Annotated in this window: 20 protein-coding genes; 9 read left to right on the top strand and 11 right to left on the bottom strand. The window is 70.8% G+C overall.

The window, feature by feature from the left end:
• From OU415_RS34505 to OU415_RS34495, 3 genes are all read right to left on the bottom strand, one after another.
• Positions 1–325, bottom strand: a 325-nt coding sequence (locus OU415_RS34505; protein WP_270953799.1) for an MlaD family protein, incomplete at its 3' end; no start/stop codon positions are given.
• Position 326: 1 nt separating this feature from the next.
• Positions 327–1,148, bottom strand: a complete 822-nt coding sequence (locus OU415_RS34500) for an ABC transporter permease (protein WP_270953798.1) — start codon at positions 1,146–1,148, stop codon at positions 327–329.
• Positions 1,148–1,957 (bottom strand): MlaE family ABC transporter permease, encoded by an 810-nt coding sequence (locus OU415_RS34495; RefSeq protein WP_270953797.1) that lies wholly within the window; start codon positions 1,955–1,957, stop codon positions 1,148–1,150. Before OU415_RS34495 ends, OU415_RS34500 begins: the two co-directional genes overlap by 1 nt.
• 397 nt (positions 1,958–2,354) lie before the next feature.
• Between OU415_RS34495 and hpnC the strand changes: the two genes are divergently transcribed.
• From hpnC to hpnH, 7 genes are read left to right on the top strand one after another with little or no spacing between them, the layout of a single operon-like run.
• On the top strand, positions 2,355–3,263 hold the full coding sequence (gene hpnC, locus OU415_RS34490; protein ID WP_270953796.1) for a squalene synthase HpnC: 909 nt from the start codon (positions 2,355–2,357) through the stop codon (positions 3,261–3,263).
• Positions 3,260–4,123 (top strand): presqualene diphosphate synthase HpnD, encoded by an 864-nt coding sequence (gene hpnD, locus OU415_RS34485; protein ID WP_270953795.1) that lies wholly within the window; start codon positions 3,260–3,262, stop codon positions 4,121–4,123. The genes hpnC and hpnD overlap by 4 nt, the downstream gene beginning before the upstream one ends.
• Positions 4,120–5,481 carry a hydroxysqualene dehydroxylase HpnE gene (gene hpnE / locus OU415_RS34480; RefSeq protein WP_270953794.1) on the top strand — a complete coding sequence of 454 codons (1,362 nt, stop codon included), beginning with the start codon at positions 4,120–4,122 and terminating at the stop codon, positions 5,479–5,481. Before hpnD ends, hpnE begins: the two co-directional genes overlap by 4 nt.
• Positions 5,478–6,491: a polyprenyl synthetase family protein gene (locus tag OU415_RS34475; RefSeq protein WP_270953793.1), complete on the top strand. Its 1,014-nt coding sequence runs from the start codon at positions 5,478–5,480 to the stop codon at positions 6,489–6,491. The genes hpnE and OU415_RS34475 overlap by 4 nt, the downstream gene beginning before the upstream one ends.
• Positions 6,488–8,398: a squalene--hopene cyclase gene (gene shc / locus OU415_RS34470; protein WP_408641968.1), complete on the top strand. Its 1,911-nt coding sequence runs from the start codon at positions 6,488–6,490 to the stop codon at positions 8,396–8,398. Before OU415_RS34475 ends, shc begins: the two co-directional genes overlap by 4 nt.
• A gap of 1 nt (position 8,399) precedes the next feature.
• Positions 8,400–9,002, top strand: a complete 603-nt coding sequence (locus OU415_RS34465; protein ID WP_270953792.1) for a phosphorylase family protein — start codon at positions 8,400–8,402, stop codon at positions 9,000–9,002.
• Positions 9,003–10,004 (top strand): adenosyl-hopene transferase HpnH, encoded by a 1,002-nt coding sequence (gene hpnH / locus OU415_RS34460; protein WP_270953791.1) that lies wholly within the window; start codon positions 9,003–9,005, stop codon positions 10,002–10,004.
• On the opposite strand, the gene OU415_RS34455 is transcribed toward hpnH, so the two are convergent.
• The 7 genes from OU415_RS34455 to OU415_RS34425 form a co-directional block, all read right to left on the bottom strand.
• Complete coding sequence (locus OU415_RS34455) at positions 10,001–10,717, bottom strand: SDR family NAD(P)-dependent oxidoreductase (RefSeq protein WP_270953790.1); 717 nt, start codon at positions 10,715–10,717, stop codon at positions 10,001–10,003. The two genes, hpnH and OU415_RS34455, sit on opposite strands and share 4 nt — an antisense overlap.
• On the bottom strand, positions 10,717–11,631 hold the full coding sequence (locus OU415_RS34450; RefSeq protein WP_270953789.1) for a DMT family transporter: 915 nt from the start codon (positions 11,629–11,631) through the stop codon (positions 10,717–10,719). The genes OU415_RS34455 and OU415_RS34450 overlap by 1 nt, the downstream gene beginning before the upstream one ends.
• The gene (locus tag OU415_RS34445; RefSeq protein ID WP_270953788.1) at positions 11,628–14,009 is read right to left on the bottom strand and encodes a wax ester/triacylglycerol synthase domain-containing protein; all 2,382 of its coding nucleotides are present in this window, start codon (positions 14,007–14,009) and stop codon (positions 11,628–11,630) included. The genes OU415_RS34450 and OU415_RS34445 overlap by 4 nt, the downstream gene beginning before the upstream one ends.
• Positions 14,010–14,135: 126 nt before the next feature.
• Positions 14,136–14,768 carry a carbonic anhydrase gene (locus OU415_RS34440; protein ID WP_270953787.1) on the bottom strand — a complete coding sequence of 211 codons (633 nt, stop codon included), beginning with the start codon at positions 14,766–14,768 and terminating at the stop codon, positions 14,136–14,138.
• 476 nt (positions 14,769–15,244) lie between these two features.
• The gene (locus OU415_RS34435) at positions 15,245–16,807 is read right to left on the bottom strand and encodes an LCP family protein (RefSeq protein WP_270953786.1); all 1,563 of its coding nucleotides are present in this window, start codon (positions 16,805–16,807) and stop codon (positions 15,245–15,247) included.
• Positions 16,808–16,907: 100 nt separating this feature from the next.
• Positions 16,908–17,459 carry a GNAT family N-acetyltransferase gene (locus OU415_RS34430; protein ID WP_270953785.1) on the bottom strand — a complete coding sequence of 184 codons (552 nt, stop codon included), beginning with the start codon at positions 17,457–17,459 and terminating at the stop codon, positions 16,908–16,910.
• A gap of 177 nt (positions 17,460–17,636) precedes the next feature.
• The gene (locus tag OU415_RS34425) at positions 17,637–18,923 is read right to left on the bottom strand and encodes a nickel pincer cofactor-dependent isomerase, group 22 (RefSeq protein ID WP_270953784.1); all 1,287 of its coding nucleotides are present in this window, start codon (positions 18,921–18,923) and stop codon (positions 17,637–17,639) included.
• Positions 18,924–19,096: 173 nt separating this feature from the next.
• On the opposite strand from OU415_RS34425, the gene OU415_RS34420 reads away from it, so the two are divergent.
• On the top strand, positions 19,097–19,495 hold the full coding sequence (locus OU415_RS34420; protein WP_270953783.1) for a DUF5313 family protein: 399 nt from the start codon (positions 19,097–19,099) through the stop codon (positions 19,493–19,495).
• 4 nt (positions 19,496–19,499) lie between these two features.
• Here the strand turns inward: OU415_RS34420 and OU415_RS34415 are convergent, their stop codons facing one another.
• Entirely contained in the window at positions 19,500–20,315 is an 816-nt protein-coding gene (locus OU415_RS34415; RefSeq protein WP_270953782.1) for a universal stress protein, read from the bottom strand.
• Between the two features lie 98 nt (positions 20,316–20,413).
• Between OU415_RS34415 and OU415_RS34410 the strand changes: the two genes are divergently transcribed.
• Positions 20,414–20,599: pyridoxal-phosphate dependent enzyme (locus tag OU415_RS34410; RefSeq protein WP_270953781.1), on the top strand; the 186-nt coding region annotated here is incomplete at its 3' end.

The raw sequence follows: 20,599 nt of genomic DNA, 5'->3' as shown, positions 1-20,599 counted from the left end.
CGGTGCGCGGCATCAACCGGACGCGCACATCGCCCGGGACGTCGGCGAAGCTGTCGGGCTCCATCCGCAACGTCAGCCGGGAGCCGGAGAGCCCGGGCTCGACGGCGGCCAGTCGACCGACCCGCACGCCGCGGTACTGGACGGGTGTCTCCGGCCGGATCAACCCGGCTTCGGCCGGAAGCACTGTCGTGACTTCGGGTTTCGAGCGCAAGGCGCCCGCACCGCCGAGGACGATCAGCACGGCCACGAGGGCCAGCGCGAGCAGCCCGGACATCCCGCGTGCTGCGAGTGTTCGGCGCGCGTTGGCTCCCAGCGGCTCGGTCATGTCATATCCCCAGCGCCGGTAACGTCGGTCGAACGCCCCAGAACGCGATGCTGAGCAGCACGTCGGCGACCGTGATGGTCACGATGCTGGTGCGCAGCGCGCGTCCGGCGGCCTTGCCCACGCCTTCCGGGCCGCCGCTGGCGTAGTAGCCGTAGGCGCAGTGCACCAGGGTCACCACGATGGCGAAGGCGACTGCTTTGAGCAGGGAGAAGAACACGTCGTCGGCGGTGAGCACGAGTCGGAAGTAGTAGTTGTAGGTGCCCTCGGAGACGCCGTTGAGCTGCACCACCGCGAGCCCGGTGGCCAGGTAGGAGGCGAAGAGACCCACCAGGTACAGCGGGACGACCGACAGGAACGCCGCCATCATCCGGGTGCTGACCAGGTACGGCAGCGAACGCACCGACATCGCTTCCAGGGCGTCGATCTCCTCGGAGATGCGCATCGCCCCCAGCTGCGCGGTGAACCCGGTGCCGACCTTGGCGGCGAGCGCGATGCTGGCGACCAGCGGCGCGATCTCGCGGGTGTTCACCACGGCAGCGGCCAGGCCGGTCATCGGGGACAGGCCGAGCAGGTCGAGCCCCCGGTAGCCCTCCAACCCGACCTGGGTGCTCGAGACGAACGACATCGCGAACACCACGCCGATCGTGCCGCCACCGGCCAGCAGCGAAGCCGAGCCGAGGCTGATCTCGCCGACCAGGCGCGCCACATCCCGCCGGTAGCGCGTCAGCACGTGCGGGACGGTGGCGATCGCCTTGAGGTAGCAGGTGAAGTGCAGCCCGGCGGCGGCCAGCAGGTCCACCGCGGACCTGCGTCCCCGCGCCATCAGTACTCGCCCTTCGCCGGGACCAGCACCGGGTACAGCTCGGTGATGACCGCGTTGGCGACGAAGACCAGGATGAACGAGATCACCACGGCCTCGTTGACGGCGGTGGCCACCCCACCCGGTCCGCCCTTGGCGGTCAGGCCCTTGAAGCAGGACACCAGTGCGGCCAGCACCGCGAACACGGCGGCCTTCAGCAGCGCCACGACGAAGTCCGGGACGCGGGAGAACTGCGTGAGGGTGCGCAGGAAGGCCCCTGGTGCGTCCCCGAGCACCAAGACCTGGAACAGGAACGTCGTCGCGATGCCGACCAGCAGCACGATGCACGCCAGCAGCGCGTTGACCACCATCGCGGCCACCACCCGGGGCACCACCAGCCGCTCGACGACCGGGATGCCCATCACCTCGAGGGCGTCGACCTCGTCGCGGATCTTCCGGGCGCCCAGGTCCGCGCACATCGCCGAGCCGCCGACGCCGGAGATCATCAGCGCGCAGATCAGCGGGGCGGCCTGCCCGACGATCACGAACGCCACCACCGCACCGCCGTAGCCTTGAGCGCCCAGCTGGCCGGCGAGCGATCCGACGTTGAGCGCCACCACGACGCCCAGCGGAATCGTCACCAGGAGTGCGGGAAGGGTGGTGACGGAGGCCAGGAACGTCGCCTGCCGCAGGAATTCCGCGACGTTGAACCGGGCTCGGCCGACGGTCAGGAAGACGGCGTTGGCGGTGCGCACGGCGAAGTCCAGGAGCAGACCGGCTTGCAGCAGTGCATCGGCGATCGGGCCGCGGGCGGTGGGCAATCCCCGGTACATCCGGCACTCCTCCCCGTCGAGGTGGCTGCAGGACCTCGAACGAGCGCGCGGCTTTGACTTGTGGGTCGTGGTCCGGTTTCCGCGTCTGTCGGTTCCGATCACGGTCTTGCTTCCCTCATCCGGATGTCAATGCCCGCCACCCGAATGCCGCGCGGCCGGTCGAGTGGGGGTGGAGGTCCGCTCTGAGCGGGTCGAACGCCCGGTTCGACGGGATTGCTCGATGGTCCACAGTGGTCATCGTGATCATTTGTCCAATGTGGATCTACGGACCCGCTTTCGGTTCGAACACCGACGCGATTTCGGGAATATAGAAGGATCATCGCTCGACCTGCGGTGCTGCAACGTGGCTCATACGATGCCGGTTACGCCTCCTTGTCGGCGTATGGGGGGAGGGTTGATGGTCCTGTCGCTGCCCGACGGCGCGGTGTCCGGGGAGGAATCCGACCACCCGCACGCAAGCGCACGTTCGGGTGATTTTCCGCGCAGTGCGGTGGTGCTCGCGCGCATGCGTTCGGAGAACTTCCCGGTCGCGTCGCGAATCTTGCCGCACGGCCTGCGACAGCACCTGCACGCGCTCTACGGGTTCTTCCGGCTCGTTGACTTCGCCGGGGACGAGGCACCGGGCAACAGGGATGCGCTGCTGGACTTCCTGGAGGTCGACCTCCGACGCGCCTACCAGGACACGGCCCGCATCCCCATCGTGCGAGCGCTGACCGCCACGGTCGCGGAGTGCGGAATCCCCCACGACGTGCTGGCCAAGCTGATCGAGGCGAACCGGCAGGACCAGCAGGTGCGCCGCTACCGGACCTTCGACGAGCTGCTCGACTACTGCGCGTTGTCGGCCAACCCGGTCGGGGAAGCGGTGCTGCACGTCTTCGGCCGGGCCGAGCCCGCGCTGATCGCGCTGTCCGACCGGATCTGCAGCGCCCTGCAGATCTTGGAGCACTGCCAGGACGTCGCCGAGGACTACCGCCAGGACCGGGTGTACCTGCCGACCGACGACATGCGGCTGTTCGGTTGCCAGGAGCCGGACCTCATCGCTTCACGCGCCCCGACGAGGCTCCGCGGGCTGGTGAAGTTCGAAGTGGACCGGGCGCGGCGGATGCTTGAAGCCGGGGCACCGCTGGTCGGCCGGCTGTCCGGGATGGCGCGGGTCGCGGTCGCCGGGTACTTGGCGGGCGGCCGGGCCACGGCGGCGGCGTTCGCGGCCGCCAACCACGATCCGCTGGGGAGCGACGTGCGGCCGAACCGGGGGCGCACCTTCGTCGAATGGGGGCGGTTGTACGTGTTGGGAGGCACGTGGTGACCGAATCGGCGCGGATCCGGGACGCGTACCTGGAGTGCGAGCGGATCACGCGGGAGCAAGCGCGGAACTTCTCCTACGGCATACGCCTGTTGCCCGGCCCGAAACGGCGCGCGCTGTCCGCGGTCTACGCCTTCGCCCGTCGGATCGATGACATCGGGGACGGGCATCTGCCGCGCGAGGACAAGCTGCGGCGGCTCGGTGAAGCACGCGAGGACGTCCACGCGGCCAGCACGGACTCGACGGATCTGGTCGTGGTCGCGCTCGCCGATGCGGCCGAGCGGCTGCCGGTGCCGCTGGCGGCCTTCGACGAGCTGATCGACGGCTGCGAAGCCGATGTGCGCGGAGTGCGGTACCGGACCTTCGACGAGCTGCTGCACTACTGCCGGTGCGTCGCCGGATCGATCGGACGCCTGTCACTGGGCGTGTTCGGTGCGGTGGACAAAGCCACGGCCGAGCGACGTGCGGACGCGCTAGGTGTCGCTCTGCAGCTGACCAACATCCTGCGCGACGTCCGTGAGGACCAGCTCGAGGGACGCGTGTACCTGCCGTCCGAGGACCTGGAGCGCTTCGGCGTTCGGCTGGAACCGGGCAACGGGCTCGTCGAGGACCAGCAGCGGTGGTCGTCGCTCATCCGCTTCCAAGCCGCGCGCGCCGAGCAGTGGTACTCCGAGGGACTCCTCTTGCTGCCGATGCTGGACCGGCGCAGCCGGGCGTGCTGCGCGTCGATGGCGGGCATTTACCACGAGCTGCTGGCGCGCATCGCCGCTGACCCGGGTGGTGCGCTGAGCCAGCGGACCTCGCTGTCGGGCTGGCGCAAGGCGGGGGTTGCGGCACGTTCCCTGGCGGGGATGGCGCCGTGAGCCGCGGGCGCGTGGTGGTGGTCGGTGGTGGGCTGGCGGGAGTGACGGCGGCGCTGGACCTGGCCGAGGCGGGTTTCGCGGTCGAGCTGCTCGAGACGAGGGCGAAGCTCGGCGGCGCCACCTACTCATTCCAGCGAGGCGACCTGGTGGTGGACACCGGCCAGCACGTGTTCCTGCGCTGCTACACCGAGTACATCGATTTGTTGCGCCGGCTCGGGGTGCAGGATTCGATCAGCATGCAGCACCGCTTCGAGGTTCCGGTGCTCAGCACGAATGGTCGCGCATCCCGCTTGCACCGCTGGAACCTGCCAGCACCGGGGCACTTGCTCCCCGCGTTGCTGGGGTACCGGCAGCTGACGGCGGCCCAGCGCGCGAGAGTGGCGCGCACCGCGCTGGCGCTGCGGATGCTCGATCCGGCCGATCCGGCGCTGGACGAGATCAGCCTCGGCGAATGGCTGCGCCGGCACGGCGAGTCACCGCGCGCGGTGACGGCGCTGTGGGGGCTGCTCGGTGTGGCCGCGATCAACGAGGATCCGGACGATGCGTCGATGCTGCTGGCCGCCAAGGTCTTTCGAACAGGAGTCCTGGACCGCAGCGACAGCGCGGACATCGCCATCCCGCAAGTCCCCTTGTCGCAGCTGCACGGCGGTGCCGCCCACCGAGCGCTGCTTGCCGCCGGTGTCAGCGTCCGGACGCGATGCCGGGTGCGGGCGATCCGACGCGTTGGTGCGGGTTTTCACGTGCTCGCGAAGGCAGGCAGCAACGCCCGCGAGTTGTCGGCGGACGCGGTGGTGGTGGCGGTTCCGCACCAAGCAGCGGCCGGACTGCTCGCGGACCTGCCGGTTCCCGGAGTCGAGCAGTGGTCCCAGCTCTCGGCCGCACCGATCGTCAACGTGCACCTGCACTACGACCGGAAGGTCACCGGTCTCCGGATGGCTGCGGTGCTGGATTCCCCGGTGCAGTGGGTCTTCGACCGCAGCGCGATCTCCGGCGCGACGCGAGGTCAGTACCTGGCGATCTCGCTGTCAGCTGCCCAGGACTACATCGACTTGCGCACGGAGGACCTGCGCGCGCTGTTCGTCCCGGCGGTGCAGCAGCTCTTCCCGCGGGCCCGGGAAGCCCGGCTGCTCGACTTCTTCGTCACCCGCGAACCCAACGCGACCTTCCGGCAGGCGCCGGGAACCGCAGCGATCCGCCCGGATGCGCGCACCCCGGTGCCAGGCCTCGTGCTGGCCGGCGCGTGGACCGCAACGGGCTGGCCGGACACCACGGAAGGCGCGGTGCGCAGCGGTGCCCGCGCGGCCGATGTGGTGGTCGCGGCCCGGTACCGGCAACGCGGCGTGGAGGTGATCGCATGACGACAGTTCTGCCGCCAGCCCTGCTCACCGCGCGGGAATCGGTGGATCCCGCCCTGCACAGCGCGGTCGCCCAGCTCGACCCGGACACCCGCCGCGTATGCGAGTACCACTTCGGCTGGCGAAGTGTCGACGGAGCTCCGGAGGGCGGTGGCGGCAAAGCCCTGCGCCCGGCGATGGTGCTGCTGTCCGCGCAGTGCGTGCGCCCGCCGGGGGCAGCGGATCAGGCCGTCGCGGCAGCTGCGGCGGTCGAGCTGGTGCACAACTTCTCGCTGCTGCACGACGACGTGATGGACGGCGACACCTCCCGCCGCCACCGGCCCACGGCCTGGACGGTCTTCGGTCGTCCCGCTGCGCTGCTGGCCGGCGACGCGCTGCTCGCGTTGGCCACCGAGGTGCTGCTGGATTCCAGTTCCCCGCACGCGAGCGCCGCGGCTCGGTCGCTGTCGGCCACCACCCGGGTGCTCATCGCCGGGCAGGCCGCGGACCTGGACTTCGAGCACCGCCACGACGTGACGCTGGATGAATGCCTGCGCATGGCGCACGACAAGACCGCCGCGCTGCTGGCTTGCGCGACCTCGATCGGTGCGCTCAACGCCGGGGCACCGCAGGAGGTGGTGTTCGGGCTGCACACCTTCGGCACCGAGCTCGGGATGGCCTTCCAGCTGGTCGACGACCTGCTCGGGCTGTGGGGCGACCCGGAGATCACCGGGAAACCGGTGCTGTCGGACCTGCGCGCCCGCAAGAAGACCGTGCCCGTGGTTCACGCGCTGAACTCGGGAACCGCGGCGGGCGAACGGCTGCGCGAGCTGTACGCCCAGCCCGAGCCGCTCACCGAGCAGCAGCTGCACGAAGCCGCCGAGATGGTGCAGCGCGCCGGTTCGGCGAACTGGACCCACCGGGAGTGCCAGCGCCGGCTGGCCGCTGCCGGTGAACACCTGCCGAGCGGTCCGCGGGACGCCACCGAGGCGTTGACCGAACTCGCCGCGTTCGTCGTACGGAGGAAGCTTTGACCGATCAGTTGCAGACGCAGCCCACCCGCGCGGTCGTCATCCCCGATCCGCGGACCGCGCTGGTCGCCGCCCGCGACCACCTGCTGTCCCGGCAGCACCCGGACGGCTGGTGGAAGGGCGAGCTGGAGACCAACGTGACGATGGACGTCGAGGACCTGCTGCTGCGGCAGTTCCTCGGGATCCGCACCGCGGTGGAGACCGAGCAGGCCGCGCGCTGGATCCGCTCGCAGCAGCGTTCCGACGGCACCTGGGCGAACTTCCACGGTGGGCCGGGAGACCTGTCCACCACCGCGGAGGCCTACACCGCGCTCAAGCTCGCGGGCGACGACGTCGACGCCGAGCACATGGCCGCTGCGCGCAACTGGATCCTGGAGCAGGGCGGGCTGGAGGCCACCCGGGTTTTCACCCGCATCTGGCTGGCGCTGTTCGGCGAGTGGTCCTGGGACGAGCTGCCCGCCATGCCTCCTGAGCTCGTGCTGCTGCCCAGCTGGTTCCCGCTGAACGTGGCGGACTGGGGGTGTTGGGCGCGCCAGACGGTGGTGCCGTTGACGGTGGTGTGCACGCTGCGACCGCGTCGGGAGTTGGGCATCACGGTCAGCGAGCTGCGCACCGGTCGACGCACGGCGCGCACTCGCCCTGAGTTCTCCTGGAAGTACGGGTTCCACGTGTTGGACCGGGTTCTGCACCGCTACCAGAAGCGTCCGCTGCGGTCCTTGCGCAAGCACGCGATGCTCCGCGCCGCCGAGTGGATCGTCGCGCGGCAGGAGGCGGACGGCTCGTGGGGCGGTATCCAACCGCCGTGGGTGTACTCGCTGCTGGCGCTGCACCTGCTCGGCTACCCGCTCGGCCACCCGGTCCTGCGGCAGGGTTTGGACGGTCTGGAACGGTTCCTGATCCGCGAGCAGACACCGGTCGGCGTGGTGCGGAGGCTGGAGGCCTGCCAATCACCGGTCTGGGACACCGTGCTCGGCGTGCAAGCCCTGCGCGACGCCGGCGTGCCCAGCGCCCACCCGGCGCTGCGCCGGGCGACCGACTACTTGCTGGCGGAGGAGATCCGGGTCAAGGGCGACTGGTCGGTGCGCCGCCCGAACCTGCCCCCGGGCGGCGGTTGGGCGTTCGAGTTCGACAACGACGGCTACCCGGACATCGATGACACCGCCGAGGTCCTGCTGGCGCTGAACCGCATGGACCACCCGGACAAGGTTTCGGTGCACGCCGCGATCGAACGCGGCGTGCGCTGGCTGCGCGGCATGCAGTCGGCCGACGGCGGGTGGGGCGCCTTCGACGCCGACAACACCCGGCAGCTGGTGCGCAAGCTGCCCTTCTGCGACTTCGGCGAGGTGATCGACCCGCCGTCGGCCGACGTCACGGCGCACGTCGTCGAGGCGCTGGCGGCGCTGGGCCACGACGACGAGGTGGTGCGGCGCGGCGTGAGGTGGTTGCTGCGCAACCAGGAGGAGGACGGATCCTGGTTCGGCCGCTGGGGGGCGAACCACGTCTACGGCACCGGCGCAGCAGTTCCGGCGCTGGTGCGGGCCGGTCTGCCGCCGGACCACCGGGCGCTGCAGCGCGCGGCGAGATGGCTGGAGGAGCACCAGAACGCCGACGGCGGGTGGGGCGAGGACCTGCGCTCCTACAAGGACCCGGCGTGGATCGGCCGCGGTGACTCCACGGCATCGCAGACCGGTTGGGCGCTGCTAGCACTGCTGGCGCTCGATCGGCACAAGTCCGACGCGGTACAGCGCGGTGTGCATTACTTGGCGCGCACGCAGCGCCAAGACGGTGGTTGGGACGAGCCGCAGTTCACCGGGACGGGTTTCCCGGGCGACTTCTACATCAACTACCACCTGTACCGGGTGATCTTCCCGCTGACCGCGCTCGGCAGGTACCAGCAGGCCGGGGAGTGAGATGCCCGCACGGCTGCTGATCTGCGCGCCGCTGGGCCTGGAAGCCCAGGCGCTGCGGGCAGCACTCGGCCACAAGTCGGTGCACCGCACCGGGTTCGGGCCCCGGCGCAGTGCACGCAGCGCGGCCGAACTCACCACGGCGGACTTCGACGTGCTCGTCGTAGCGGGACTGGGCGGCGGCATCGGCGAAGACGTCCGCAGCGGCGATGTGGTCGTGGCGGACGAGGTCCGCGGGCCCGACGGTTCGGCGCGCTGCAGTTCCACCGCGTCGCTGGTCGCGGAACTGCGCCGCGCCGGTTTCCCGGTGCACTGCGGGCCGATCGTCACCACTCGGCACGTCGTGCGCGGCGCGCAGCGGGCAGATCTGGCCCGAACCGGCGCGCTCGCAGTCGACATGGAATCCGCCGTGCTCGCACGCGCCGCGGGTGCGCGGGGGATCGCTGCGGTGCGAGTCGTGCTCGACACCGCCGCACAACCGTTGCTGCGCCCAGGAACGCCGCGCCGGACCCTGGCCGCACTCGCCCGACTGCACGCCATCGGTTCCTGCCTGTCGCGGTGGAGCCGCACCGCGACGCCGGAGAACGCACCAGAGGAGGTGTCCTGAATGGGTATTCCCGTGCGCCAAGCCGTCCGCGTCGGGGCCTACCTGGTCAAGCAGAAGCTGGCCCGCCGCGAGAAGTTCGCCCTGACGCTGGAGTTGGAACCGCTGTTCGCCTGCAACCTCAAGTGCGCGGGCTGCGGCAAGATCCAACACCCGGCCAACGTGCTCAAGCAGCGGATGCCGGTGGAGCAGGCCCTCGCCGCGGTGCAGGAGTGCGGTGCCCCGGTGGTGTCCATCGCCGGCGGGGAACCGCTGATGCACCCGGAGATCGAGGTCATCGTCGAGGAGCTGATCAAGCGCAAGAAGTTCGTCTACCTGTGCACCAATGCGCTGCTGCTGCCCCGCAAGATCGACAAGTTCCGGCCGTCGCCGTACTTCGCGTGGGCCGTGCACATCGACGGGCTGGAGGAGCGCCACGACGAATCGGTGTGCAAGAAGGGCGTGTTCGCGCAGGCCGTGGACAACATCAAGGACGTCCAGCGGCGCGGTTTCCGGGTGACCACCAACTCCACGTTCTTCACCTCCGACACACCGCAGTCGGTGATCGAGGTGCTGGACTACCTCAACAACGACCTGAAGGTCGACCAGATGATGCTCTCCCCGGCCTACGCCTACGACAAGGCGCCCGACCAGGAGCACTTCCTGGGGGTGGCGGAGACGCGCGAGCTGTTCGGCAAGGTCTTCGCCGACGGCCGCAGGCACCGGTGGCGGTTCAACCACTCGCCGCTGTTCCTGGACTTCCTGGAGGGCAAGGTCGACTTCCAGTGCACGGCGTGGGCCATCCCGTCGTACTCGCTCTACGGCTGGCAGCGGCCGTGCTACCTGATGAACGACGGTTACGCGGCCACCTACCGCGAACTGCTGGAGGAAACCGACTGGTCGCACTACGGGCGCGGCAACGACCCCCGCTGCGCCAACTGCATGGCGCACTGCGGCTACGAGCCCACCGCTGTGCTGGCCACCATGGGGTCGCTGCGGGAGTCGATCCGAGCGCTGCGCGGCTAGCCGAACCGCTTGGACAGGCCGCGGAAGAGGCCGGGCAATGCGCCCTGTAGACGAGCGGGCACCGCGAGCCAGGCGGGGACGAAGACCTCCGCGCGCTCGCGCTGGATTCCCCGGACCAGTGCCACCGCGACCTCTTCGGGCGTGAGCATGCGGGGGAACCGCCGGTCGTAGTCTCGACCGGCGAAGAACGGCGTGCGCACAGCACCTGGGAACACCGTTGTCACGCCGATGCCGTCGAGGTGGCGGAGGCTTTCCGCGAACGCCCGCACACCCGCTTTCGTCGCTGCGTAGACCTCCTCACCGCGAACACCGACGACGGCGATCGAGGAGACGAACACGACGTGGCCGCGCCGCCGGCGCAGCTCCGGCAGCACCGCGCTGGTCAGCAGCATCGGCGCGGTCAGGTTCACCGCAGTCAGCGCCTCGACCTGCTCAGCCGACATCGAGGGCAGGTCACCGGCCCACCCGATCCCCGCGCAGTGCACCAGCAGATCCACCTGCCGCGCCGCGGTGACGACCCGGTCGAGACCCGCCGGATCGGTCAGCTCGGCGGCCAGCGCCTGCCCGCCGGTGCGCGCGGCCACCTCGCCCAGGCGCCGTTGGTCGCGGCCCACCAGCACGAGCCGGCATCCGGCAGCCGCCAGTTCAGCGGCGGTGGCCGCACCGATTCCCGAGGAAGCTCCCGTGACCAGCGCGGTTCGCCCGCGCAGCATCAACCCCACGTCTCCTCCGCGGAGCTGCCGCGCTCGAGCGCTCGGCGCAGCTGCTCGCCGCGGCGGGTCAGCACGACGATGCCGATGATGATGACGACCACGGCGATCAGCTCGCCGCTGAGGATGGCGGGGGAGGATTCGATCCGCTCGCCCAGCCAGTTCACCCCGATCGCCGCCGCGACCAGCGGATCCACCGTGGTGATCACCGCCAGCGCCGGCGACATCAGCCGGCCGCGCTGGAAGGTCTGCTGGCTGAGCAGGAAGCCCATCGGCCCGATCACGCACACCGCGTAGAGCGTCCAGTGCTGGAACGGTTCGGCCAGCCCGCCGGTGCGGAACTGCCCGGCCACCACCTTGATCAACCCGGCGGTGACCCCGTAGAACACCCCGGTGGCCACCGCCATGCCGATCACCCCGGCTTCACCGGGGACCAACGCGGCGGCCCCCAGCGACACCAGCACCAGCAGCCCGAGCGCCAGGGCCAGCGGCAGGATCGATGCCCCGGTGAACTCGCTGCTCTGCCCGGAGGGGCGCGCCAGCACCAGGAAGGCCGACAGCCCGCCGACGCAGGCCAGCCCGCCCAGCCCGAGCACCAGGTCCATCTTGCGGCCCGCCATCCACGCGGCGAACCCGGCCCCGAACAGCACCGAGGTCACCAGCAGTGGCTGCACCAGCACCAGCGGCCCGAAAGCCAGCGCCACCACCTGCAGCGACAACCCGACGACCACGGTGAGGATGCTCAGCACCCAGATCGGTTTGCGGACCAGCTCGTAGAGCATGCGCGGGTTGAAGGTCTGCACCTTGGGCACCTGCTTGGTGACCCGGTGCTGGATGGCGCTGGCCAGGCCGAAGCTCGCAGCCCCGGCGATCGCGGCCGGAACGGCGATCACCAGCACCGGGGCGTTCGAGCTCACGGCCCGTCACCCGTCCGCAGTGCGGCGAAGGCGTCGCGGAGGTGCCCGGTCAGCACCCCGGCGTCCGGAGCGAGGCCGGTGTCCGTGGTGATCCCGAAACCGACGCGCTCACCCCAGCTGACCGCGCCCACGGCCACTCCCACGCCGTCGGCCAGCGACAGCACCGGCAGCACTCCAGCGATCTGGGCTGCCCCCATGCGCGCCGGCCGCCGCTGCCCGGGCAGCACCGACACGACGGCGTTGAAGAACCGGCGTTGGTAGATCCGCCGCACCACCCAGGCGTGCAGCGGCGCGGGCATCGAGCCGAGGCCGGCGAGCACGGCGCGGGTCGCGGCGGGCTGACCGGTTCGGTCCGGTTTGCCGAGCCCAGCGGCGACTGAGTCGACCCGTTGCCGGACGGGCATCGGGCCGACGGGCAGGTCCAGCGACACCGATGCGGTGTGGTTGCCGGGCTCATCGGTGCCCACGCCACTGCGCCCGGTTCGAGCCGTGCGCGGCACCATCACCCGGAAATGCTGGCCCGGCGCGGGGGAAGGCAGCGCCCGGTGCAGCGCCTCGGCCACGAGACCGAGCAGCAGCGCGGTACTGCTCACGCCGTCCCGCCGTGCGCAGGCCCGGACCTCAGCGGCGGGGAGTTCCAGGCCGTCGAACGACCGGTTCGGCGTGCTGCGCCCAGCCCAGGGACTGGCGGGGGCCAGACCTGCCCCGGCGAGGCTCACCAACCCCCGTGCGATGACCCAGGCGCGTCGATGCCACTTCAGCCGATCACCTCGCCCGGGCGCCGAAACGGGGGGAGGGTTGTCGGTCAGCAACCGCAGCAGCGTGCTGGTCACGGCGACACCGTCACCGAGCGCGTGGTGCAGCTTCGCCAGCACCGAAACCCGACCGGAATCGGTCTCGTGCAGCAGCAGAAGCTCCCAGGGCGGGCGATCGGTGCGCACGGCGGTGCCGAAGAACTCCTCGCGAGCCTCCGCCGCAGAGCCCTCACCTCGGACCTCGCGGCAGCGCAGGTGCTCGTGGAGGTCGATGGCGGCGTCGTGGATCCACTGCGGCCGTCCGGTCCGGCGCACCACCAGGCGACGCGTCAGCAGGGGCAGCCGCGAGGCGCGCCGTTCGACCCGCTCGGCGATCTGCTCGTACCAATCGCGGGTGGTCTGGGACGGGCCTTCCAGCAGCAGGACAGCGCCGGTCTGCTGCGCCACGGCGGGCGTGGTGGCGTAGACGAAGAAGGCGTCCTGCGAGCGCAGCGCCCGGCGACCGCGGTGCCGGGGGAGCTGCGCCAGTGCGGCCACCTGATCGGTGAAATCCGCGATCTGGCAATGTTTGAGCGCTCGCTGCTCCTGCTGCGCGAGTTCGTCCGGCTCGGCAGCCCAACGCCGCAACGTCGCAGTCAGGTCGGCCGCTCGCGGGCACAGCTCGGCCAGCTCGGCGTCGGCCATCAGCTCGGCGTTGGCGCGCCCGTGCCCGGCGATCGGCTCGAACATGATCACGGATCGTCCGCAGGCGACGGCTTCCAGCGCCGTGGCCCCGCCCGCGTTGGTCACCACGACATCAGCGCAGGCCACCAGGCCTGGCATGTCGTCCACCCAGCCCAGCGCGACCAGCCGTTCCTCGGCGCGCGTGTCGAACCGCTCCCGCAACCCATCGTTGCGACCGCAGACCACCACGACCCGGTCCACGCCCTCAGCGCGCAGCGCAGCGTCCACCGCGCGGTCCACCGAGCCGAACCCGAGCGAACCGCACGAGATCAACACGGTGAATCCCGCCTCCGGAAGGCCGAAGCTGCGCCGTGCCGCCGCCCGGTCCCCGGGCCGGAATGCCGAGACGACCGGTGGTGCGCACACGGCTCCCACAGCGTCCGGCTCGGCCCGCCGCATCGCGCGCAGGCTCGCCTCGCTCATCACGTAGTGCAGGTCGACCTCGGGGTAGACCCAGAACGGGTGCGGGGAGAAGTCCGAGACCACGGCGGCCACCGGGACGTCGAGCTCGCCGCGGCGGCGCAACCAGTCCAGCCCCGCCGTGCCGAGCGGATACGTCGAGACGATCAGATCGGGCTCGTGCTCGGCGATCGCCTGCCGCAACAGCCGCCCGCTCCACGCTCCGACGAAGCGGCGCGAAGCGTTGGCGAACCAGCGGTAGCGCCACAGCGAGTCGTAGAAGAAGTCGTAGAGCCACGGGGTGGACTCGACGTTGGTGACGTAGATCCAGTTGAACGCGGCGGGCACCCAGCGGCCCATCGCGCGCAGCGCGTCCAGCCAGCTGACCTCGGATCCCGGCCACACCCGACCGGCGGCCTCCGCAACGGCCCGGCCGGTCGCGTTGTGCCCTTCACCGATGGTCGCGCTGAGCAGTAGCACTCGACGCGGCTGGACGGTCACGCGGCTGGATCCCTTCAACCCGGAGCGTGCTCCAGCAGGCTAACGTGACCAGCCCGTTCCAGCCGTTCGAAGCAGTCGGCGCGGCAGCGGAGAACCCCGCTGCCGCGCCGAACGAGAGCTGATTCCCTACGGCTTCGCGTGCTCCGGCAGTCCGCGGCTGCCGACCTCGCGGACGGTGCCGTCGGTGAGGCGGTAGCACAGGCCGACGACCGCGCAGCGGCCCTCTTCGACTTCCTTCGCCAGCAGGGTGGAGCGCTCCAGCAGCAGGTCGGTGGTGCGCTGGATGTGCACGTCCACGATCTCGTCGACCTCGGTCTGGCCCTCGACGCGCGCGGCCAGCACGCTCGGCGTCACCCGCTCCACGATGTCGCGCAGGAACCCGGGCGGCGCGGAACCCTCGAGGACGGTCTGGCGGGCCGCGGTGACCGCACCGCAGGAGTCGTGACCGAGCACGATGACCAGCGGCGTGCCAAGCACGCCGACGCCGAACTCGATGCTGCCCAGGACCTCGGGGCCGGTGACCTGACCGGCGGTGCGGACCACGAAGAGGTCGCCCAGTCCCTGGTCGAAGATGATCTCGGCGGCGAGCCGGGAGTCGGAGCAGCCGAACAGCACGGCGAAGGGACGCTGTCCCGGTGCCAGCGACGCCCGGTAGTCGGCGTCCTGGTTCGGGTGCTGGAGGGTGTTCTCGACGAATCGCCGGTTGCCCGCCTTCAGCACTTCGTAGGCTTGCGCGGGGGAGAGCGGTGCTTCGGACATGCGCGAACGCTACCGCACGCAGGTTCGAACCGCCTCGATCGAAGCCCCTGTACCGGCAGTCTGAGACGAGTGCCACTCGGCTCCGTGCATCGGGTGAAAACCACTGCCCTGAAACGGTGGTCGTGGCGTGAGGGGCACGCTCAGCTCAGGCGTGCTGGCAGCTCGCGACGCACTGGGCCCCGGCGTAGTCTCAACCAGCGGTGGACCGTTCCAGACCCCAGTGCTTCACGGTGATCGCCGATGCTGGGCGCTGTTGAGCTACAGCCGTCGGCGCGCGAGAAGACCGGCGATGCACCACCAGCGCAGAGGTCTGGACGAACCCCACGCGGGCTTTCCGACAACCGGACGGCTCCGGTGCCGCGGACGGTACCGGAGCGGGCTGGCTGGCGGTGAGGTCACTGGGGGTGACCACCAGCCGCTGGTCGGTGGTGGGACGGGCGAGGGGGCCGCCTCACCACCGACCAGTTCGCACGAGGTCAGTTGACGCAGGGGATGCCGTCGGCGGTGATCGTCTCGGGGTCCGGCGCGGTGCTCTGCTGGCGGGCCGGACCGTCCAGCGACACTGCTCGTGGCGGGGCGAAGCGCGGGGCCGACGGGCCCCGGTAGTCGCTGCCGATGAGGACTTGGACGTGGCCGCTCGGCACGGAGCTGCTCTCCTCGGTGGGCAGGCCCCCGAGTTGTGATGCCACCTGGCCGGCCGTGTCCGAGGCGTCCGGGGCGTACTGCACGATCGAGGAGGACCGGGCAGCGGTGTTGCCGACCGTGCCGACCTGGATGCCCCGGTTGGAGAGCACCGAGCGCACCTTCTGCGCCAGCCCGGCGGTCTTCGTCGCGTTGAGCACGTCCACTGTGGCCGCGCCGGACTCCTCGTCGGAGGACGCGGGCGGTGGGGCAGCCGACTGGTCGATGGTCTGGGTGACCGCTTGCCGCACCGCGCGCGGGTCGACCAGGATCGCCTGGCCGTCCTCCGGGGTTTCGTAGTCGGCGTTCTCGATGGGGATCGTGGTGAACCGGATCGCGCCACCGGCCAGGCCGCGCAGCCGCTCGGCGAAGGCGAGCACGTCCCAGTCGCGGTCCAGCACCACCGAGTCCTGCACGGAGCCGATCAGCCCCTGCAAGCGGGCGGGGTTTGCCAGCACGCCTCCGGAGAGCGCCGACTGCGCCAGCCCCGACAGGAATGCCTGCTGGCGGACCACGCGGTCCAGATCTCCGCGCGGCAGGCCGTGCCGCTGGCGCACGAACGCCAGCGCGTCGGGCCCGGAGATGGTCTGCGGCCCGGCTTTGAAGTCCGCGCCCGAGTAGCTGTCCTGCGTCGGCGCCAGCAAGCACACCGGGACGCCGCCGACGGCCTGGGTGATGCGCGAGAAGCCGAGCAGGTTGACCTCGGCGTAGTGGTCGACCGACACCCCGGTCAGCTGTTCGACGGTGCGCACCAGCAGCTTGCGGCCGGCGTCGTCGCCGTCGCGCTCCAGCTGCGACCGGTCGGTGACGCCGCGCCGGGTCTCGGAGGCGATCGCGGACTCCTTGCCGCGGGAGTACGCGGAATTGATCTTGTGCCGGCCTTGGCCGGGGATCTGCACGTAGGAGTCGCGGGGGAAGGAGAACGCCGATGCGCTGGACCCGTCGTTGGGGATGTGCAGCAGGATGATCGTGTCCGTCAGCGCCCCGTCGTTGGCCCCGGCGTGCAGCTCGCGGAGCACGTCGTCGGGCAGCGGGTTGCCGTGCGCGTCGGTTCGGCTGTCCATGCCGACCAGCAGGATGTCGGTGGCTCCGTCGGCCCCGGCGCCGTCGGTGACGTCGCTGGTGGCCATCCCGTTGAGCAGGTTCCGGTAGTTGCTCCACCCGTACCCGGTGACCACCAGCACCAGCACCGACAACAGCGTCACCGCCACGCGCCCACCGGTGTTCGGTCGGGGGCGGTTCGGTCGACGCGGGGGAGCGGGGCGGTTGGTCGTCCTGGTCTGGGGCGGCAAGGTCCCTCCGGCGGAGTGGGTCCAGGTGGTGCGGGCGTAGAAGACCCGTTCCAGGATCTCACTCATCGGAGCTGAGGGCAGATCATCCGATACGGGCCGGTTTCGCGACGCACGGTGATCATCACCGCGATCCACAGTGGAATCCGGCCGGCCGGGCAGCGGTCGATCAGGCCGGGGGAGCGTCGGGCAGGTCGCCTTGCCGGATGCGGTAGACCTGCAGCGCGGTGTCGTAGTACTTGGTCGTCTCGCCGACCCACTCCATGCCGATGCGCTGCGCGGTGGAGATCGCTCGCGCGTTGTCCGGGCGGGCCAGCGCGAACACCGCGTCGATGTCGAAGCTGAACGCCCAGTGCAGCAGCGCGATCGCCGCCTCGGTCGCGTAGCCGAAGCCCCACGCCTCGGGGCGCAGCTGCCAGGTCAGCTCGAGGTCGTGGTCGTAGGGCGGCAGCATCCGCAGCACCAGTCCGCCGACCACCACGTCGTCGGACCGCCGCTGCATCGCCCACCGTCCGGTCGGCGGGACCAGGTTGGGCTGCGACTCGATCCAGGAGTGCACCACGGCGCGCATCGCGGCCAGGTCGGCGACGCTGGAGACGACCGGGGTGAGCCACTCGGTCACCTCGGGGCGGCCGTAGAGCGCCAGTGCTGCCTGCACGTCGGCGTCGCTGGAGCTCCAGTCGCGCACGATCAAGCGATCTGTGGTCAGGGGAGGCTGCATGGCGGTCCTCGCCTTCGCGCTGGGGAGACACCGATTTTAGTTCCGCCACCGCTGCACGCGGGACCGAAGTGGTGCCCCGGCTTCGTTAGATCTGTCGAATCTGTTATTTCAGTGTCAATCGAAATTATCTGACGACCCGGCGATGGGCGGGCCGAAGGGCGGAAGAACCCGCCTGGATCAAGGCAGGGGGCGGAGGGTTCCGGTGGTGTCGAAATCCCAGTCGTGCGGCTCGCCGAGCGCCGTCAGGTCGGGGTGGTCGGCGACCTCCTGCGCGTACGCCTCGGAGACCTCGACGTGCGGCATCGACAGGGTGTTGCGGATGCGCACGACCTTCGCCGGGCGGTCGTGGGGGCCGCGCGACATGTGCAGCGCGGCGGTGATCGCGTCGCGGTCGTCGGCCAGCGCCATCGGGATCCGCGCGCCGTCGGGCACACCGGAGGTCAGCGAGTTGGTGTAGAACGACCCGAACTCGATCTGGTCCACGCAGCGCTGGGTGGTCACGTCGGCCAGGCCCAGGCCGCACGCGTTGCCGTTGGTGTGCTCGGTCAGCCCCAGCACCACGACCCGCTTGATCGGCACGGCGCGGAACTGCTCGGGGCTGACCGGGGAGCGGCCGGTGATGTTGGGGTCCATGCCGGCGCCGCTGATGTCCTTGCCGATCTCGTCGACCACCAGCACGTCGATGTCGGACATCAGCAGCTTCGGCATCAGCTGCTTGGCCGCGACGAGCAGTTCCGCTTCGCGCTCCAGCAGCTCGCCGGGCTGGACCAGCTCGAGGCGGGCCACCCGCTCGTAGGCGTTCTCCACCACGGCCATCCCGAACTCGATCGGAACCACCTGGAGCGCTGCCTCGGCCACGGCGGGGATGAGGGAGTGGAACGCCTCGAAGCCGTGCCGGTGCAGGGCGGCCGCGCCGCGGTGCTTGCCGAGCCCGATGGCGATCATCTTGGCCAGCCCGCTCTCGTGCGTGCCGCGGAAGTCGGTGTGCGGCTTGACGCGGCCGAGCACGACGACCCCGTCGGCGCGGGCTGCCTCGGCGTCGAAGTGCACGGGCGTGCCGTCCGGGAGTTCGGTGACCACGACGGTCTCCATGGACGAGACGATCGGCGCACCGATGCTCTCCTCGGTGATCCCGTACTCGGCCAGCACCTGCCGCTGCCCGTCCGCGGTACCGCCGCCGTGGCTGCCCATCGCGGGCACCACGAACGGCTTGGCCCCGCAGCTGACGAGCGCGTCGACCAGGGTGGCGACGATGCGGTCGAGCTGGGCGATGCCGCGGCTGCCCGCGGTGATCGCGATCCGCTTGCCGCTGACCGGGTTGGTGCTGTCGTGCTCGGTGACCTGGCTGCGGATGGTGCCTTCCAGATCCTCGACGGCCGTTGCGGCGAACCGCTGCTCGATCGGGATCATCCTGGGTAGTTCGATGTCGGACCCGGCCAACCGGACTGCTTCGACGTTGAACATGCGGCAGATCCTTCTCCCCGCGCTCCCCGCGCCGACCCCGGTGGCCGGCTCGATCGACCGCGCGATGGTGCCACGTCGAACGAGGGCGCGGAAGGCCTCGTCCGGGCCCACGCAGGTCCACAGTGGAGCGAGCTGGGGTTCGTCGCGGTGGCGACGGGACGTAGGCTGTGCGGGTGTCCATCGAACGTCCGGGCCCCGCGCGGTGGTTGTACTACCAGCTCGGCGGCAGGCTTCCCGAGCGGTACCGCGATTGGGTGCTGCACGACGCCACCTGCCGGACGTGGGTGCTGCGGGTCCTGGTCCGCGGGCTGATCCCGATCGTTCCGCTGGGCGCGGTGCTGTTCGTCGCGCTGGGCGTGTTCGGCGGGGCGTGGCCGATCGCGGCCGGAGCGCTGCTGCTCGGCCTGCTCGTGGTGGCCCGCATCGTGCTGACCAACTCGGTGGACAGCGTCGATTCGCGGCTGGTCCGCTACGGCTTCCCGCCCGGCCACGCCTCAGCGGTGCGCAGGCAGCGCGATGCCGACGCCGCCGAGCGCTACAAGGCGGTCTGGCGGCAGCAACCCCCGGAGTGATGCGTCAGCGCTGTTCGGCGGTGCGGACCACGGCGACCGGGCACGGGGAGTGGTGCAGGACGCCGTTGGCGACCGAACCGAGCATCAGACCGGCGAAGCCGCCGCGTCCGCGATGCCCCACGACCAGCAGCTGGGCGTCCTCGGCGGCCGCGCACAGGGCGGCGACCGGGTGCTGGTTGGCCACGTCGCGGTGCACCGCGACGTCGGGGTGCTCGGCGCACCACCCGGCGAGCTGCTCGGCCAGGTGCAGGTCGGCGCGGGTGCGGATCTCCTGTGGATCCAGCCGGGGGTAGACGCCGGCGGTGAAGTAGGCGTCCGGCAGCGCCTGCACCGCGACGAGCCGCTCGTGCCGACGGGCCGCGAAGTCGAAGGCGTGTCGCAGTGCTGTTCGGCTTCCAGGTGAGTCGTCGACCCCGACGACGACCGGTCCGGTCGTCCGCGGAGTGCCGCGCACCACCACGACCGGGCAGCGGGCGTGCGCGGCCACGGAGGTGCTGATCCCGCCGAGCAGCACGTCCCGGAACACGCCGTGGCCGTGCGAACCGACGACCAGCAGCGGCGCGTCGTCGCTGCGGCGAACCAGCTCCTGAGCCGGGTGGCCGGCGACGACTTCTTCGGTGACGAGGAGCCCGGGATGTGCTCGTCGGCAGCGTTCGGCCAGCTCGCCGACGGTCTTCTCGCAACGTGCCGCGCGTGTTGGGTGGTCGTTGACCAGCACCAGGTGCAGCGGGTGCGCCGCTTCGGAGCCTGCCCACAGCACTGCCTGCGCCGACGACGGCGAACCGTCGACGCCCACCACGACGGACCTGCTGCTGACCATCGAACCGCTCCCTCGGCACCTTTCGCCCAGTGTGCGCGCTCCGTGGTGGGGAAGCACCCGAGCGCATCCGCAGCCACCTGCGCCTTTAGTATCGTGAAGTGGCCGAAGAGTTGAGTCCCGCAGCGATCTTCCGAGCCGGTACCCGCCTGCGACAGGTGGTCCGGCGCACGCCGTTGGAGACCAGCGGCCGCCTTACCGGCGAGCTCGGTGTACCGGTGCGCTTCAAGCGCGAGGACATGCAGGTCTGCCGCTCCTACAAGGTGCGAGGTGCCTACAACCTGATC

The sequence above is a fragment of the Saccharopolyspora oryzae genome (genome assembly GCF_027853915.1).
GTDB classification, from domain to species: domain Bacteria; phylum Actinomycetota; class Actinomycetes; order Mycobacteriales; family Pseudonocardiaceae; genus Saccharopolyspora; species Saccharopolyspora oryzae.
The sequence above is the reverse complement of the archived record's forward strand: the minus strand, read 5'-3'. Positions and strand labels throughout refer to the sequence as shown.

What these genes read in the sequence shown, in the direction of transcription:
- OU415_RS34500 (WP_270953798.1), bottom strand. Translation starts at nt 1,148, where the DNA reads ATGGCGCGGGGACGCAGGTCCGCGGTGGACCTGCTGGCCGCCGCCGGG.
- OU415_RS34495 (WP_270953797.1), bottom strand. Translation starts at nt 1,957, where the DNA reads ATGTACCGGGGATTGCCCACCGCCCGCGGCCCGATCGCCGATGCACTG.
- hpnC (WP_270953796.1), top strand. Translation starts at nt 2,355, where the DNA reads ATGGTCCTGTCGCTGCCCGACGGCGCGGTGTCCGGGGAGGAATCCGAC.
- OU415_RS34475 (WP_270953793.1), top strand. Translation starts at nt 5,478, where the DNA reads ATGACGACAGTTCTGCCGCCAGCCCTGCTCACCGCGCGGGAATCGGTG.
- OU415_RS34465 (WP_270953792.1), top strand. Translation starts at nt 8,400, where the DNA reads ATGCCCGCACGGCTGCTGATCTGCGCGCCGCTGGGCCTGGAAGCCCAG.
- hpnH (WP_270953791.1), top strand. Translation starts at nt 9,003, where the DNA reads ATGGGTATTCCCGTGCGCCAAGCCGTCCGCGTCGGGGCCTACCTGGTC.
- OU415_RS34455 (WP_270953790.1), bottom strand. Translation starts at nt 10,717, where the DNA reads ATGCTGCGCGGGCGAACCGCGCTGGTCACGGGAGCTTCCTCGGGAATC.
- OU415_RS34440 (WP_270953787.1), bottom strand. Translation starts at nt 14,768, where the DNA reads ATGTCCGAAGCACCGCTCTCCCCCGCGCAAGCCTACGAAGTGCTGAAG.
- OU415_RS34435 (WP_270953786.1), bottom strand. Translation starts at nt 16,807, where the DNA reads ATGAGTGAGATCCTGGAACGGGTCTTCTACGCCCGCACCACCTGGACC.
- OU415_RS34430 (WP_270953785.1), bottom strand. Translation starts at nt 17,459, where the DNA reads ATGCAGCCTCCCCTGACCACAGATCGCTTGATCGTGCGCGACTGGAGC.
- OU415_RS34425 (WP_270953784.1), bottom strand. Translation starts at nt 18,923, where the DNA reads ATGTTCAACGTCGAAGCAGTCCGGTTGGCCGGGTCCGACATCGAACTA.
- OU415_RS34415 (WP_270953782.1), bottom strand. Translation starts at nt 20,315, where the DNA reads ATGGTCAGCAGCAGGTCCGTCGTGGTGGGCGTCGACGGTTCGCCGTCG.